This is a genomic window from Sphingobacterium paucimobilis HER1398, assembly GCF_000416985.1.
GTDB lineage: Bacteria > Bacteroidota > Bacteroidia > Sphingobacteriales > Sphingobacteriaceae > Sphingobacterium > Sphingobacterium paucimobilis.
The window spans coordinates 23,624-37,976 of record NZ_ATDL01000002.1; the positions used below are offsets into that span (position 1 = coordinate 23,624).

General features: G+C 43.7%; 16 protein-coding genes. 6 read left to right on the forward strand and 10 right to left on the reverse strand.

Annotated features, from left to right (window positions below):
* Complete coding sequence (locus M472_RS24075; protein WP_031301236.1) at positions 1-1,590, forward strand: SusD/RagB family nutrient-binding outer membrane lipoprotein; 1,590 nt, start codon at positions 1-3, stop codon at positions 1,588-1,590.
* 62 nt (positions 1,591-1,652) lie between these two features.
* Here M472_RS24075 and M472_RS24080 read toward each other — a convergent pair whose 3' ends face one another.
* Both M472_RS24080 and M472_RS24085 read right to left on the reverse strand, forming a co-directional pair.
* Positions 1,653-1,844, reverse strand: coding sequence for a hypothetical protein (locus M472_RS24080; RefSeq protein ID WP_021068365.1), 192 nt, complete (start codon positions 1,842-1,844; stop codon positions 1,653-1,655).
* Positions 1,841-2,434 carry a methyltransferase domain-containing protein gene (locus M472_RS24085; protein ID WP_021068366.1) on the reverse strand — a complete coding sequence of 198 codons (594 nt, stop codon included), beginning with the start codon at positions 2,432-2,434 and terminating at the stop codon, positions 1,841-1,843. The genes M472_RS24080 and M472_RS24085 overlap by 4 nt, the downstream gene beginning before the upstream one ends.
* Before the next feature lie 186 nt (positions 2,435-2,620).
* On the opposite strand from M472_RS24085, the gene M472_RS24090 reads away from it, so the two are divergent.
* A complete protein-coding gene (locus tag M472_RS24090) occupies positions 2,621-3,334 on the forward strand; it encodes a DsbA family oxidoreductase (RefSeq protein ID WP_021068367.1) in 714 nt (237 codons plus the stop codon).
* Between the two features lie 59 nt (positions 3,335-3,393).
* Here M472_RS24090 and M472_RS24095 read toward each other — a convergent pair whose 3' ends face one another.
* From M472_RS24095 to M472_RS24120, 6 genes are all read right to left on the reverse strand, one after another.
* A complete protein-coding gene (locus tag M472_RS24095) occupies positions 3,394-3,759 on the reverse strand; it encodes a diacylglycerol kinase family protein (RefSeq protein WP_021068368.1) in 366 nt (121 codons plus the stop codon).
* A 10-nt stretch (positions 3,760-3,769) separates the two neighbouring features.
* On the reverse strand, positions 3,770-5,548 hold the full coding sequence (locus M472_RS24100) for an AMP-dependent synthetase/ligase (protein WP_021068369.1): 1,779 nt from the start codon (positions 5,546-5,548) through the stop codon (positions 3,770-3,772).
* Between the two features lie 400 nt (positions 5,549-5,948).
* Positions 5,949-6,266 (reverse strand): GNAT family N-acetyltransferase, encoded by a 318-nt coding sequence (locus M472_RS24105; RefSeq protein WP_021068370.1) that lies wholly within the window; start codon positions 6,264-6,266, stop codon positions 5,949-5,951.
* 133 nt (positions 6,267-6,399) lie between these two features.
* The gene (locus M472_RS24110) at positions 6,400-7,632 is read right to left on the reverse strand and encodes a PQQ-dependent sugar dehydrogenase (protein ID WP_021068371.1); all 1,233 of its coding nucleotides are present in this window, start codon (positions 7,630-7,632) and stop codon (positions 6,400-6,402) included.
* A gap of 14 nt (positions 7,633-7,646) precedes the next feature.
* A complete protein-coding gene (locus tag M472_RS24115; RefSeq protein WP_158499857.1) occupies positions 7,647-7,877 on the reverse strand; it encodes a hypothetical protein in 231 nt (76 codons plus the stop codon).
* 75 nt (positions 7,878-7,952) lie between these two features.
* Complete coding sequence (locus M472_RS24120; RefSeq protein WP_021068373.1) at positions 7,953-8,807, reverse strand: universal stress protein; 855 nt, start codon at positions 8,805-8,807, stop codon at positions 7,953-7,955.
* Between the two features lie 265 nt (positions 8,808-9,072).
* Between M472_RS24120 and M472_RS24125 the strand changes: the two genes are divergently transcribed.
* Together M472_RS24125 and M472_RS24130 are read left to right on the forward strand one after the other, a co-directional pair.
* Positions 9,073-9,648: an RNA polymerase sigma factor gene (locus M472_RS24125; RefSeq protein ID WP_235049475.1), complete on the forward strand. Its 576-nt coding sequence runs from the start codon at positions 9,073-9,075 to the stop codon at positions 9,646-9,648.
* 11 nt (positions 9,649-9,659) lie between these two features.
* Positions 9,660-10,994 (forward strand): hypothetical protein, encoded by a 1,335-nt coding sequence (locus M472_RS24130; protein ID WP_021068375.1) that lies wholly within the window; start codon positions 9,660-9,662, stop codon positions 10,992-10,994.
* A gap of 3 nt (positions 10,995-10,997) precedes the next feature.
* On the opposite strand, the gene M472_RS24135 is transcribed toward M472_RS24130, so the two are convergent.
* A complete protein-coding gene (locus M472_RS24135; protein ID WP_021068376.1) occupies positions 10,998-11,609 on the reverse strand; it encodes an HAD family hydrolase in 612 nt (203 codons plus the stop codon).
* Positions 11,610-11,714: 105 nt separating this feature from the next.
* Entirely contained in the window at positions 11,715-12,911 is a 1,197-nt protein-coding gene (locus M472_RS24140) for a proline dehydrogenase family protein (protein ID WP_021068377.1), read from the reverse strand.
* 92 nt (positions 12,912-13,003) lie between these two features.
* Between M472_RS24140 and M472_RS24145 the strand changes: the two genes are divergently transcribed.
* A complete protein-coding gene (locus M472_RS24145) occupies positions 13,004-13,210 on the forward strand; it encodes an RNA-binding S4 domain-containing protein (protein ID WP_021068378.1) in 207 nt (68 codons plus the stop codon).
* A 32-nt stretch (positions 13,211-13,242) separates the two neighbouring features.
* Positions 13,243-14,310, forward strand: a complete 1,068-nt coding sequence (aroB, locus tag M472_RS24150) for a 3-dehydroquinate synthase (RefSeq protein WP_021068379.1) — start codon at positions 13,243-13,245, stop codon at positions 14,308-14,310.
* Positions 14,311-14,353 lie beyond the last annotated feature (43 nt).

Genomic DNA, 14,353 nt, shown 5'->3' on the forward strand with positions numbered 1-14,353 from the left:
ATGAAAAGGAACAAACTCAATATATTGGCACTTTTAGCATTGACAGGAGTGCTTACAACAACAAGCTGTACGAAGGATTTTATCAATATCAATACGAACCCGATTACGTATGGCCCGACCAACTTTGACCCGAACTTTACCCTCACAACAGCCCAGATGACCTATACAGGAAGTATTGACCTGGCATATGACACCTGGCGTGCCAATCTCATCTACTCGGGTACGATGATGCAGGGGCTATCTTCTGTCATCAGCTACTGGGCGGGAGACAAATACCTTCTGAACCCCTTGTATACCTCGGCCTATTGGGAACGAGCATATGACGAACAGGTAAAACCGATTGTGGATGTGGTCGTCATGACCAACGACAACGAAAAATACAAAAATGTACATCAGGTGGCACGAATATGGAAAACGTTGGTTTTTGCCCGTATCACGGACCTGTACGGTGATGTACCTTATTCGGAAGCGGGACAAGGCTACTACCTGAAAAAACTGTCTACGAAGTATGACAAGCAACAGGATATCTACATGGATATGCTAAAAGAAATCGATGAAGCGGTCAATGCCCTGGACGAGAATGGGGACAAGGTGACCGGGGATGCGATATATGGAGGCAATCTCGACAAATGGAGACGCTTGGGCAACTCGATCATGCTGCGTCTTGCTATGCGATTGACTAAAGTGGACGAGAATACAGCTAAAACCTATGCAACGAAAGCTATCGGAAAAACACTGACAGGCAATGGAGACAACGCGATTGTAAAACACGATACAAAGGGACTTCGGATTACGAAAAACCGAAACAGCCAAGTACTGGTAGGAGATGGTGGCTCAGAACACTATTACGTGAAATGGTCGAACACCTTTATCGATGCGCTGAAGTCGACAAATGACCCCCGTATAAACGTCGCTGCGACCATGGTATGGCCAGATGTCAATACGAAAGAGTTTGAGAATATCAACCCGAACTTTGTAACTGATCCTACAAAACAGAAAGGGATGCCCAATGGCAAGGATCTAAACAGTAATCCACAGTATGCCCTATCATCGCATCCATCGTATACGACGATACCGGAATACTCTTCACCGCATCCTGGAATGATAAAACCGGATGGTATTACTTTTATTCTGACCTACGCAGAAAGTGAACTGTTACTGGCTGAAGCGGCAGAACGCTGGGGAATAGGTGGCTCTGCGAGTACACACTATGCCAACGCCGTAAAGGCGGGTATCACTTTCCTAGGGCAGTATGATGACCGATTGAGCATATCGGAGAGTACTGCAGAGGCATACGCCAATGCACATCCCCTCACTGACGGTGTGAAACAAATCAGTGAGCAGTATTGGATTCATCAAAATACGGCTTTAAACTTCTACGAATCATGGGCCAACTGGAGAAGGACTGGTTATCCGGAGCTGACACCGGTAGACTATCCTGGCAATGCGACAAACGCTACGATCCCACGTAGATTCCCGTACCCATCTGCTGAAGAAGCGGGCACAAATAGGGCTTATTTTAAAGAAGCTGCTGCTGCTATTCCTGGCGGAGATAAACTGACTGGCCGCGTATGGTGGGATAAACAATAGAACAGTTAGTGTGTTCAAATAGGAAATAGGTCTGCCGTAACGGTAGACCTATTTTTTTGTGGTTATCTCTTATAGCTACAGTTACTTCCATAAGCTGAACAGCCCAGATTAAGGAAGGATATCACCGCAAAAATCAAACCCAACACAATAAATATCCATTCATTACTATCCCATCCCTGGGCAGCAACAATCAGCCCCAATGCGATCCGAAAGATCCGCATAAAGCTCCAATTTCTTAAAAACAATGCTTTCATCTCTTTACTAAATTAATAAACAATTCGGTTCCCGCTCGTGCATCAATACTGTTGTAACAGGGGGCGAAATGCTCCTGTGTATAATAGCTGCCAAACAGCTCTTGATACTCGGACGCAGAACCGCCAAATGGTGGCTCGTCTCCACTAAACTGCCGATCGAACAATACGCCCATCAACCTTCCTCCTGTACGCAACAATTCCGCTGTCTTGCGGGCATATTCGCTACGCCGATCAACAGGTATGGCACAGAAAAAGGTCTGCTCAATAAGCAGATCAAACTGCCCCTGAAAGACGAAGAAGTCTCCACAAACAAACTCGATCGCGGTATGGTGCTCCATCTTTGTCTTCGCTCGTGCAATCGCTGTCGGAGAGATATCCAATAGGGTGATATGTCTGAATCCCTGCGCAGCCAACCAATCTGCTTCATAGGCATTGCCACAGCCAGGTATGAGGATATGAGCCTCCTTGTCCGGATACTGTTCCATATACTGCACAATAGGGTGGGAAGGATATCCAATATCCCAACCGGTACGTCCGCCCTGCCATCGGTGCTCCCAATAATCGGCTGCCATGCGTGTCCTCTCTTCCATATCTGTCGTTGTCCTGTTTTGAAGTATGCCGGGAAGTTAACTATTCTCCTGCGATCTTTTTCAACATCTTAGCGTAAAGTTACGCCAACTAGCGGCCTTGCTTGGTTACTTGTGTTACACAGGTTAGATTTTGGCTGCGACAATACTTATCTTTGTATAAGGAATCATTAAAACAATCGATCGATAATGGAAAAGATGAAAATCGAAATATGGAGTGACATCATGTGTCCATTCTGTTATATTGGAAAACGTAAATTAGAAAAATCTATCGAGGGGCATCCGCATAAAGATGCTATAGAAATCGAATGGAAGAGTTATCAATTAAACCCTGATCTACAGACTGATGTATCCCAGAATATCAACGATTACCTCGCAACACATAAGGGCATGAGTATAGCACAGGCTCAACAAATGAGTCAGCAGGTAACGGAGATGGCTGCTCAAGAAGGACTGGAATACCATATGGATAAAGCGGTAGTAGCCAATTCATTCCGCGCGCATGTATTCGCTCACTTTGCCAAGAAGTACGGCAAACAGCTGGAGGCAGAAGAATTGCTTTTTAAAAGCTATTTTACGGAAGGTAAAAATGTGGATGATATCGCTGTACTAAAAGACCTGGCGGTGCAGTTGGGACTGGATGCCAATGCACTGGAAAATGTACTGTCGAGCGGTGAACTGGATGATGAGGTGAAGATGGATATCCACGAAGCACGGCAAATCGGTGTTCAGGGGGTACCTTTCTTTGTATATGACCGCAAGTATGCGGTATCGGGTGCACAACCCCAAGAATTGTTTGCACAGACATTGGAGAAAGCACTCACGGAATGGTCCAGCAATACAACGCTTCAAATCGTAAGTGATCCGCAGGGACCAAGTTGTGGTCCTGAAGGATGTGAATAATACAACACGGCCTGATTATTTCTGTAATCAGGCCGTGTTTATGATGGTATATGCCAGCACTAGAAAAGAGTAAGCAGTCGAGGCATGAATATAATAACACCTATCACGACGGCAACAATAGCGGTGACGAGTACGCCTGCCGCCGCAAGGTCCTTTACCTTTTTAATGGCGGGTCTCTTCTCAGGGGATACAAAATCGGATAAATGCTCTATAGCAGTATTGAATATCTCCGCAGCAATCACCATAGCAATAGCTATCAAGACCGTGATCCATTCATACCTGTCAATACCGAGAAAGAGCCCCAAAGCAATCACCACGATGGTCGCCAACAGGTGTATCCTGGCATTTGCCTCTTCGCAGAAGACGATCTTGAGGCCGTTAAACGCCCACTTGAAACTATCAACTCTTTTCTTTAGGTAAGACATATTAACTCATTTAAGCCGAATGATATAGTTGATCAAAAAGTGTTTTGTACTTTGCCAGGATTACCTTACGCTTCATCTTGAGGGTGGGCGTCAGTTCGCCTCCTTCGATCGTAAATTCTTCCTGCAAGATAATCGGCTTTTTGATCTGCTCCCAATTGCCAAAATGCTGATTGGCCAATCGGATCTCACTATTGATTTTCTTTAGAACCGCATCCTGCTTCAAAAACTCCTCCTTGGATAAACTCAAGGTATCCTGTGCCTGGGTACGGGCCCATTCAAGAAGGTTGGAATAGTTGGGAACGATATAGGCGGAAGCAAATTTCTGTCCATCTCCGATGACCATAGCCTGCTCGATAAATGGCGACTCGACCAATCTCTTTTCAATAGGTTGCGGCGTTACATATTTGCCTCCTGATATCTTGAACATCTCTTTCTTGCGATCGATGATCTTAATGAAACGGTCTTCTTCGAGTACCGCTATATCTCCTGTATGCAACCAACCGTCGATGATGGTTTTGGCTGTCTCCTCGGGATCTTTGTAATAGCCCATCATCACATTGGGTCCCTTGACCAAGATCTCGCCGTCTTCGGCCAAGCGTACCTCCACATATTTGACGGGCAGACCTACGGTACCTAAGCGTACGCCATGTATGTAATGATTGACTGCTATAAGAGGGGAGGCCTCGGTCAATCCGTATCCTTCATAAATGGGGATACCGGCTGCCAGAAACATCCGAGCAAGCTTATTGTGCAGGGAGGCTGAGCCAGAAGCTATGGTAACAAGGTGTCCTCCTAATGCTTGATACCATTTGTTGAGCACGAGTTTTTGGGCTATAGATAACTTTAAGTTGTAGAGCGCACTGCGTTTGACGGGATTGGGATCGTAACGATCTGCCACATCGACCGCCCAATCGAAGATCTTGCGCTTGACACCGGAAAGCTCATGGCCGGTCTTCATGATCTTCTCATATACTTTTTCCAGGATACGAGGTACCGCTGTCATGATGTGAGGCTTGACTTCGGCAATATTTTGCCCGATCTTATCCAGGGACTCGGCGATATGAATGGTAATACCAATATACATATAGGTATAGACGACCATGCGTTCGTAGGCATGGCATGGCGGAAGGAAAGTGAGCCCTCGATCAAAGGCCTGACATGGTGTAATGTCACGTGCAGCCATCACGTTGTACACGATATTGTCGTGAGACAGCATCACGCCTTTGGGTTTGCCGGTAGTACCAGAGGTATATATTAAGGTCGCCAGGTCACTGGACGAGATGCTGTCTCTGTAACTTTCCAGAACGTGCGTATCTTTATCTCCTGCTATTTCCTTTAAATCATTCCAGCTTCGAATATCTTCCGCCTCCTGAATACAGAAGATATATTTGAGGGTATATATGGCTTGTTTGATCGTATTGATACGATTGTACAGGGCTTTGGTACCGACAACGCAGAGCTTGATCTCGGCATCGTTAAATATATACTGGTAATCGGCATCGGTGATATTGGGGTACATAGCAACCACTACAGCACCGATCTGCTGGATGGCAAAGTCCATCATGTGCCATTCGACACTGCTGTCGGCAATCAAGCCTACTTTTTCGCCAGGTTGTATCCCCAGCTCAATAAGTCCGAGGGACAACTGATCTACTTCTTTCAAAAAATCAGCTGTCGAGAGGTATTGCCATTGACCTGCCCGTTTATATCCAAACATGGGTAGGTCAGGATATAACTCAATCTGACGCCGGGCCAGATCAAACAATCTTAAATGTTGTGCTTCGATCATATATAAACAGGTGTATGTAAACTATACAATTCCAGTATGTAAAGGTTTTCGTTATGTTGTACTTTAATAGATTCGGTTGCAAAAATAGGCTATTTAGCAGGGTAATGGAAAGGCTATGCAAAAATAAATTTGTCTGGATTGTATGATAATGGTCATCGATCCTCCAGTGGATCGACAGAGACGGTCGAGTTATCCAAGGAAAAGCCCAATAATATCGCACGTTATTATTGGGCTAAGGAAGTATTTTGTAATTATAAGTGATTAATAAAATGTATTTTACAATCTAACATTTAATAATCAAAGTGTATGCCAAAACCGTCTGCTATAAGGATATCATATTGTAGCTCGATAAATTTAAAGCGATTTTGTAGTTCAACAACTACAAAATCACCAGATCGACCTACAAGTCTCCGTAAGCGGGGAAAGCAGGATCGACAATCCGCTTCCAATCGGGATGCTTTTTGATATAGGCAAATACGTACGGACAGTAGGGCATAAGCTTGCGTCCATCTTGCTCGATATACAGCAACGTCTTTTCTACCACTGCGGCAGCAGCACCACTTCCTTTAAGTTCGGGCGCTGCTTCGGTATGTATCAAAGAAATCCGGCTTCTCGTCTCTTTGAAGTCTATAAACGCTAAATGACCATTGACATTGATCTCAAAACGATGGTCTAAATCATTTTTCACTAACGGAATATCTTTCAACTCTTCTTTCATATCTAATCTCTTATGTGTCTTTGATGCCGTGATATGCTTTCGCACAGCAACCTCGCACGTGTCGTTGTCTCCACCAAAGATAACGTAATGGTATTCCTCAAAAGCTAATCCAGATTAAGAAATAACAGGATTTTTATTTTTTCCCAATACGGTATAGCTTACCCGTATCCGTGATCGTATAAAGTGCCTCGTCGCTTCCTTGTACAATATCGCGAAAACGCTGTCCTTCTTTATTCAGTAATCGCTCTTCGCCTACTACTTTATTATTCTCGATGACTATACGAGCGATGTGCATGCTGCTAAGCCCAGCTACGAAAAGGTTGTTTTTCCACTCGGGAATAGCTGTGCCTGTATAGAAAGAGATGCCTGAAGGCGACAAAACAGGATCCCAATAGTAAACGGGCTGTTCCATACCTTCTTTTTGCTGGATAGGGGGATTCCCGATAACCTTGCCCGAATACTCGATACCGTAGGTGATGGTAGGCCAGCCATAGTTCTTACCGGCCTCTACACGATTGAGTTCGTCGCCGCCTCTAGGACCAAACTCGGTCTCCCAAAGATCTCCAGTCTCTGGATGAAAAGCAATCCCCTGCACATTGCGATGTCCATAGGAATATATCTCGGGAAGGACATCTGGTTTTCCTTCGAAGGGGTTGCCGGCAACGGCTTTTCCGTCGGTAGTAATACGTAATATCTTGCCGAGGCCTGTTTTTAAATCCTGAGCCATCGGACGGGTAGCTAGTTCGGAACGCTCTCCAGTACTGACAAAGAGATTGCCCTGCTTGTCAAAAATAATACGGCCACCAAAATGCAGGTTGCCTTTGAATACAGGACCAGCTCTGTAGATTACCACAGGATGTTCGATAGTCTTTTCGTCGTCCGCCAGTTTTCCTTTGGCTACTGCCGTAAGGTTGCCTTGTGCAGAAGGCTCCGAAAACGTCCAATATACCATACGGTTGCTTGCAAATTGAGGATCCAGTGTGAGTCCGAGTAAACCTCCCTGACCATCGCTGTCGACCGTGGGCAAGCCTGTAATAGGTTCGCTCAACTTGCCATCACTCCCCACGATACGCATGGTTCCTTCTTTCTCCGTTACGAGAAAACGACCATCGGGCAACACTGTGATACCCCAGGGGGATTTCAGTCCTTCGGCAAAAACCTTGCCCTCGAACGCTGTAGCAGTCTTGACTCCAGCGATGCGGGTCTGCCCTTCAAAAGCGGGCTTATAATCTGTATTTGCTTTTTGGGTCTCAACGGGATTGGCTGTACTGTCAGTGGCCTCGTTTTGACCATTAGCAGCACTGTTGTTACAAGCGGCTCCCAAAAGTGACGATGAGAGCAGTGCCAACGATAAAATATTTTTCATATGTTATAGTGTGTTTATTTTAGTACAATAGCCTCTTTGTGCGAAAGTAGTTGCTTATAAGTGAAGATTTCTGACGATGCCAATAAATCTTGGTGATAGGGAGCCGGCAGCAATACTTTTATTTCTTTGCGACCATCCAGTGGAACAAAACAGAGAACTCCCTCTGTCTCGGACTTTTCATTGATAAGCATGGTATATTTATCAACGGACTGATCTAATTTCTTTGCCTGTTTTAGGCTATTCATCAAGGTGTTCAACATGCCTATGCGTTATTATCTGATCATTAAAACAATAAATTGTCAAAATCGTTCACTTTACTGCTAACCTTTTTCTTCATGAAATACCAAGATAGGGGTGTCCGAGTGAAAGGCAAACTTATTGGAAAGACTGGAATTTATCAATCGGTCAAAGAAATTGCGATTGCGCTTGACTATCGCTAAAAGGTCGATTTTATTCTCTGTCAAGAAGCTGTTGATCGTACTCTCCACGCTTTCTTTCTTCTCCAAAAAGACGAAGTCGAGTTTCTTTCCTTGAAATCTCTTGCCCCAATCCTCCCCATACAGCAGCGCTGTACTGGGATTGCTGGCGTCATCCATCACATGGGTACAGTACACTTCTGCATCAACCAGGCTGGCCATATTGACTACTTGCTCCAGTGCTGGCAAGTCTTTTTCTCGGAAAAGCGTCGTAAATGCGACCTTTTTGATCGGTGCATATTTTGCCTGTGCCGGAATAGCCAGTACGGGCTGTTGGATATTCTGTATAACAGCAACGGTATTGGTGCCGATAAATTTTTCCGTAAAACCGGACGCTCCATAGGTGCCCATAACCACCAAGCGGATATCTTCGGAATTGACGACTTTACGAACACTCGTCATCACTGTCCCTTCTTCAAATAGAAATACGAGTTTTTCGTAATCTAGACCATTCTTTTCCGCAAGCTCGCGAAGGGCAGGAACTTGCTTCTTGAAATAGTCAAACTTGGAGAGCTCTACCTGCTGGTAAACATCAGCCAACATCTCGGGCTGTCCTGCATGTGTCGCTGACAAAACTGGAGTAACATAGGAATACAGCACAAATAGCTTTGTATCCAATTGATTAGCTAAATGCAAGGCATACAAAAAAGCATTGTTGGCTGCTTCGGAAAAGTCTGTAGGGAAAAGTATATGTTTCATGGATTTTGACCTTTTTGTTTCCTTTAAAATTAAGCAAAAAGAACCAAAGACTCAAGCTAAATAGCAAATCAAAAAAATAAACGTGCATAGGTTGTAGCGTTTATTCTCTATTTTCGTTATTATCATAGACAGTGAGAGATTTATTTGTATAATTGAACGCTTTATGATTAGTATAACTGGAAATAAAATACTTAATTTAGATACATGAATATCAGATAAATCTTACGTGAATATATTGCCAAAATACTTCAAAAAGAGAGATCCTTTGACGCTAAAGTCCGCTTTGGAGGAATGTGTATTGGCAAATACAGAACGCAGCAAGTCTTATATTTATAAAAAATTCTATGGCTATCTCATGGCAGTCGCACTTCGTTATGTAAAGGATGAAATGGAAGCAGAAGATGTAGTCAACGAATCTTTTGTGAAAGTATTCCGGAAAGTGGTTGACTTTTCGTTCGATGAGGATGAGTTGGTGATAGAAAAGACATTCAAGGCCTGGATGGCTCGTATCACGGTAAACACGTCTATTGATAAAATAAGGGCAAAAAAGGAAACTTATGCGCTGGACGAAATTCATGAAGGCGAATTGCTACACCATGCTGTGAGTTCATCAACCAGACTCGAAGAAAATGACATATTGCAGCTGCTCTATGAACTTCCCGAAATCCAGCGGTCCATATTCAACCTCTATGAAATAGAGGGGTATTCGCACGAGGAAATTGGGAAAGTATTGAATATTCCGGAGAGTACCTCCCGTACTTATTTGACACGAGCGAAAGCAAGATTAAGAAAACTCTATACAGATCAGTTTGCTGTATTGGACAATATAAATCATTCTTAAATATAGGCAGAATGAAAAGTGAGAAAGACATCATCGATGACATCATAGCCCGCCTGAAAGAGCAGCCTGACAGAGGTTACAGAGAGGGGGCTTGGGAAAACTTCAAGCAACAGCGTGCTGGCAATACGTCTAGAATAAGACCTATCGCACGTTGGAGTGCAGCTGCGGCAGTCTTACTCCTTGTGGGAGTGGGCTCGCTATACTATGTTAAAAACGCAGCCGTAAGGCCAAACCCCAACGACCATACCCTAGCTGTTACCGAAAACAAGGTTACTGCGGATGATGACTCGGAGATGACTACTCCTGTTGACAAAAAAACGGATATACAAACACCTACACAAACTGAAATCCAGCAAACATATTCGTATACGTCAGTACCACATGATCGCCATACAGCGGACGAACTGCACCTGCCGCTCATGCCTCAGGTACCGCACCAACTCGATAACAAGATCGAGCTACCTGCAGCAGGATCGATCAAAGAACTTTTGGCAGATACCAGGAGCTATTCGTCGGTGGGAGTGAAGAAGCCTCAAAGTGCCACACCAATACCTGATCATGTCGTATTGGCGGCTCAATCCATTCCTTCTTCGGTATTGGCCCTTAAAGAAGTAGAGACGATAAACCAACACAAACAGTTCAATTTTGGAGACAAATTTGACTTGGGGCTGTTTGTCTCGCCACAGTCTACGGGTCAAAAGACCAATATCGGTGGTGGATTGACACTGGCTTACAACCTGACCAATAAAATCAGTGTGCGTACGGGAGCTTCTTATAATTCTTATGAAGTAGGATTGGTAAAAAATCCTATGGAAGCTGCCAGCGCTGAAGCAGTAGTGGTCAGTCAGAAAGCGAATGATGTGACTGCAGGCAAGTCCATGGTAGCGTACAATGCTCCAGAGAGCAACAGAATGATCATGCCGAATATCAATGCGGTAACGAGTGTGGTACAATCTCTGGATGTACCATTGGAAATCAAATATAATGTCGCCAAGTCTTTCTATGCTGTCGCAGGGGTCTCTTATTCTGCCATTTTAAATCAGGAAAGAAACGCGCACTATGTGGACAATGTCAATATGGAAACATTCTCCAAAGGTTTTCCTGAGGATGAGAAACAAATGAAAACAGCAGTGGCAGCAGTAAGCAAAACTGTAAAATCCGCCGACAAAAACGTGTCTACGAATGGATTCAACGGTTTTGTGAATTTCTCCATCGGCAAGAAGGTAAAGATCAACAACCACATGGGTGTCTCTGTAGAACCGTATTTCAAAGTCCCAGTAGGACAATACAGAAGGGCCGATATGGACTATACCAACGGCGGTATACGGGTGATGACTAATTTTTAAATACTACAATTGATCGATACGTACCCACGCCATACCTGCAGCTATGGCTCCAGCTACGCCGGGTTCGCCATCCTCAAAGACGAAGCAGTCTTGGGGAGCAACGTCAAGTAAAGTAGCACATAATAAAAAAGGATCTGGGGACGGTTTCCCTCGTTCGGTATCACCAGCACATACTAAAGCTTCATACTTGCCCGATACTCCAACGACATCAAGCGTAATATTCAGTGTGGATCGGCTCCCCCCTGAAACTATACCTATTTTCTTCGTTGCCATGCTGTCTATCAATACCTGTCGAACGAAATCGATGGGCTTGGTATCATAGACAAATTTTTCGATAAAAACAGCTGATTTTCGTTTTGAAAAAAGCGCAATATCGAAATCAACATGATAGCGTTTGGAAATCTCCTGTGCCACAGCGACTGTAGGCCAGCCTGCTGTTTCATCAATCAATGCATCATCCAACGGAATCCCATACTCCAACGCTGTCTGTACATAAGCCGCTTTGTGTGCCCATATATTGTTGGCTAAAGTACCATCGACATCGAAGAGCAGCGCCTTCGAGGTACTGGACAGCTCCATCAAACGTTGGTACTTGGCAAATTCTATTTCGGTCATATCGTATTCGCTATAAAAAATAAAAATTCTCCGTCTGAAGGTTACTCGCTGTCAGACGGAGAATATGTTATCATCTGTACCAATTTCTATAGGGTACCTGCGTAATTACTTTTTCAAGTTTTTTCTACGCTTTTTCTCTTTGATGATGAGACTAAGCTCACGCCCCGTCTGACCTGCAGCGGATGTGTTCTCTTGTGCTCTACGGAAAAGATAAGGCATCACCGACTTAACAGGGCCGTAAGGCATATATTTAGCAACATTGTACGCTGCCGCACCTAAATTGAACGAAAGATTGTCGGACATCCCCAGCAATTGTGCGAAAAAGACATGGGGATGATCGTGTGCAATACCACGCTTGTCCATTTCGCTTGCCAACAGCATACAACTCGAATCATTGTGCGTACCTGCCATCAAACCTATCCGTTCGATATTGTCCATACAAAACATTATAGCATTGTTATAATCGACATCACTGGCGTCTTTTGTGGGTTGAATAGGGGATGGATACCTTTTCTCCGCCGCACGCTCTCGCTCGATCTCCATATAGGCTCCACGAACGATCTTGGCTCCCAAATAGAAATTCTGAACTTCTGCATAAGCGAAATCAGCTTTCAATGAAGCAAGTTTATCATGTCTGTACAGCTGATAGGTGTTATACACAATAGGCTGTTGTTTGTTATACTTTTCCATCATTTCGCGCGCGATATCATCGATCGTATCTTGTACCCATGAATGCTCTGCATCAATGAGAACCCGGATCCCGGCGTCGTGACAGGCTTTACAAATACGGTCGCAACGGTCCATAAGTCGTGCAAACTCTTCTTTTTCTGCTGCTGTAAGTTCCTCTTTGGCATCTACCTTGGCCAATAAGTCAAAGCGTCCTATACCTGTAGGCTTAAATACACAGAATGAAATCAGCTTATTGGTCCGAGCAAAAGCAACCGTAGATAACACTTCGTTACAACAGGCATCAAAACTTTCCTCCGTCTCTTCTCCTTCGACCGAATAGTCCAATATGGTAGTTACGTTTCCTTTACCTAACTCTTCAATGGCGTTGCTACAGCCTTGAATAGTCTCTCCGCCACAAAATTGTTTATAGATGGTGTTACGGATGATTCCTTGGATCGGCAGCCCTATGTTCAGAGAAAAATTAGTTATCGGCGTACCGATTTTAATAAGTGCATTGGATGCTACCATTTTGAATAGCCAATAGGCTCTTTCTAGATCTTTGTCAGACTTGTTGCGGAAAGCTATTTCGGTGTTATCAAAATTTAATATTGATGAACTCTCTTGTGTTATCATTATGCATTAGTTTTTCGGGACAAAAGTAAGTAATAAATGATTAGTTTTTTGGGAAAAAGATTATTTTACGATGGATTAACTTACTTTTGCATATGCAAACATTTACACTAGAAGGGGACTTTATTCCGATGATCCAATTATTAAAGGTACTAAATTGGGTAGAACATGGCGGTATGGCGCAACGCGTAGTCGAAGATGGCCTGGTAAAGTACAACGGGGCTGTAGATCTACGAAAAAGATTGAAAGTCAAAAAAGGAGATGTAGTAGAGTTTGATGGATTAACAGTCAAGATTGTATAAAATACGTATATTTACTGCCTCATACCAATAACATGCAAACAATAGACAGCTTAGGATATAAAGTATACTTTGACGACACACTAAAGTCATTGGAATCGTATATTGCCGAGAAGGCTTACTCACAGATTCTCATTTTTGTAGACAGGAATACCAACGATCAATGCTTGCCAGTATTACAGGCTTCACTACCAGATCTTGTGGATTATGATGTCATAGAAATCGACCCAGGAGAGGAAAATAAAAACATTGATTTTTGTATTGGAGTATGGAAGACCATGCTGGACTTTGGCGCGGACAGAAAAGCGTTGATGATCAATCTGGGAGGAGGAGTCGTGACAGACATGGGAGGTTTTGCAGCATCGACCTACAAAAGAGGAATTGATTTTGTGCAGATTCCGACGACCTTATTATCACAGGTAGACGCATCCGTAGGTGGAAAAACCGGAATCGACTTGGATAACGTCAAAAATATCATTGGTACATTTACTCAGCCTCAGGCTGTCTTTATCAATCCTAAGTTTCTGGAAAGTCTAGACCAAAGACAAATGGCATCAGGATTCGCCGAGATTATCAAACATGGTCTGATTCAAGATAAAGAGCTGTATATGACGTGCAAACAGACCGATATCAATCAGATCGACCCATCACTCGTGTATCGTTCGGTAGAAATCAAAAACAAAGTTATACTAACGGATCCGCACGAGCAGGGGCTGCGAAAGATCCTCAACTTTGGACATACGATCGGTCATGCCATCGAAGGATATTCTTTGTTGCACGACACAAATGCCTTATTGCATGGTGAAGCTATTGCCATCGGTATGATCTGTGAAGCATGGCTGTCGCATAAACATACGGGCTTATCAAAAGCAGCACTCGATGATGTCACCGAAATGTTCCTGTCACGTTATGGTCAATACAGCTATAGTACTTCCATATATGATGAGTTGATAGCACTGATGAAAAATGACAAAAAGAACGAAGAAGGCAAGATCGGCTTTGCTTTATTGAAAGAAATAGGGAATGCTACTTACAATATCTTCATCGGTGAGGAGGATATCAGAGAAGCGCTGGATTACTATCTAAAAAGTTGCAAACAGTAGATTGATTCCACAGTTGTAAAATATCGGATTGTTATTGATGAGA

What these genes read in the sequence shown, in the direction of transcription:
- M472_RS24115 (WP_158499857.1), bottom strand. Translation starts at nt 7,877, where the DNA reads ATGAATAGCCTAAAACAGGCAAAGAAATTAGATCAGTCCGTTGATAAA.
- M472_RS24110 (WP_021068371.1), bottom strand. Translation starts at nt 7,632, where the DNA reads ATGAAAAATATTTTATCGTTGGCACTGCTCTCATCGTCACTTTTGGGA.
- M472_RS24130 (WP_021068375.1), top strand. Translation starts at nt 9,660, where the DNA reads ATGAAAAGTGAGAAAGACATCATCGATGACATCATAGCCCGCCTGAAA.
- M472_RS24075 (WP_031301236.1), top strand. Translation starts at nt 1, where the DNA reads ATGAAAAGGAACAAACTCAATATATTGGCACTTTTAGCATTGACAGGA.
- M472_RS24090 (WP_021068367.1), top strand. Translation starts at nt 2,621, where the DNA reads ATGGAAAAGATGAAAATCGAAATATGGAGTGACATCATGTGTCCATTC.
- M472_RS24135 (WP_021068376.1), bottom strand. Translation starts at nt 11,609, where the DNA reads ATGACCGAAATAGAATTTGCCAAGTACCAACGTTTGATGGAGCTGTCC.
- M472_RS24100 (WP_021068369.1), bottom strand. Translation starts at nt 5,548, where the DNA reads ATGATCGAAGCACAACATTTAAGATTGTTTGATCTGGCCCGGCGTCAG.
- M472_RS24095 (WP_021068368.1), bottom strand. Translation starts at nt 3,759, where the DNA reads ATGTCTTACCTAAAGAAAAGAGTTGATAGTTTCAAGTGGGCGTTTAAC.
- M472_RS24140 (WP_021068377.1), bottom strand. Translation starts at nt 12,911, where the DNA reads ATGATAACACAAGAGAGTTCATCAATATTAAATTTTGATAACACCGAA.
- M472_RS24085 (WP_021068366.1), bottom strand. Translation starts at nt 2,434, where the DNA reads ATGGAAGAGAGGACACGCATGGCAGCCGATTATTGGGAGCACCGATGG.
- M472_RS24145 (WP_021068378.1), top strand. Translation starts at nt 13,004, where the DNA reads ATGCAAACATTTACACTAGAAGGGGACTTTATTCCGATGATCCAATTA.
- M472_RS24080 (WP_021068365.1), bottom strand. Translation starts at nt 1,844, where the DNA reads ATGAAAGCATTGTTTTTAAGAAATTGGAGCTTTATGCGGATCTTTCGG.
- M472_RS24120 (WP_021068373.1), bottom strand. Translation starts at nt 8,807, where the DNA reads ATGAAACATATACTTTTCCCTACAGACTTTTCCGAAGCAGCCAACAAT.
- M472_RS24105 (WP_021068370.1), bottom strand. Translation starts at nt 6,266, where the DNA reads ATGAAAGAAGAGTTGAAAGATATTCCGTTAGTGAAAAATGATTTAGAC.
- aroB (WP_021068379.1), top strand. Translation starts at nt 13,243, where the DNA reads ATGCAAACAATAGACAGCTTAGGATATAAAGTATACTTTGACGACACA.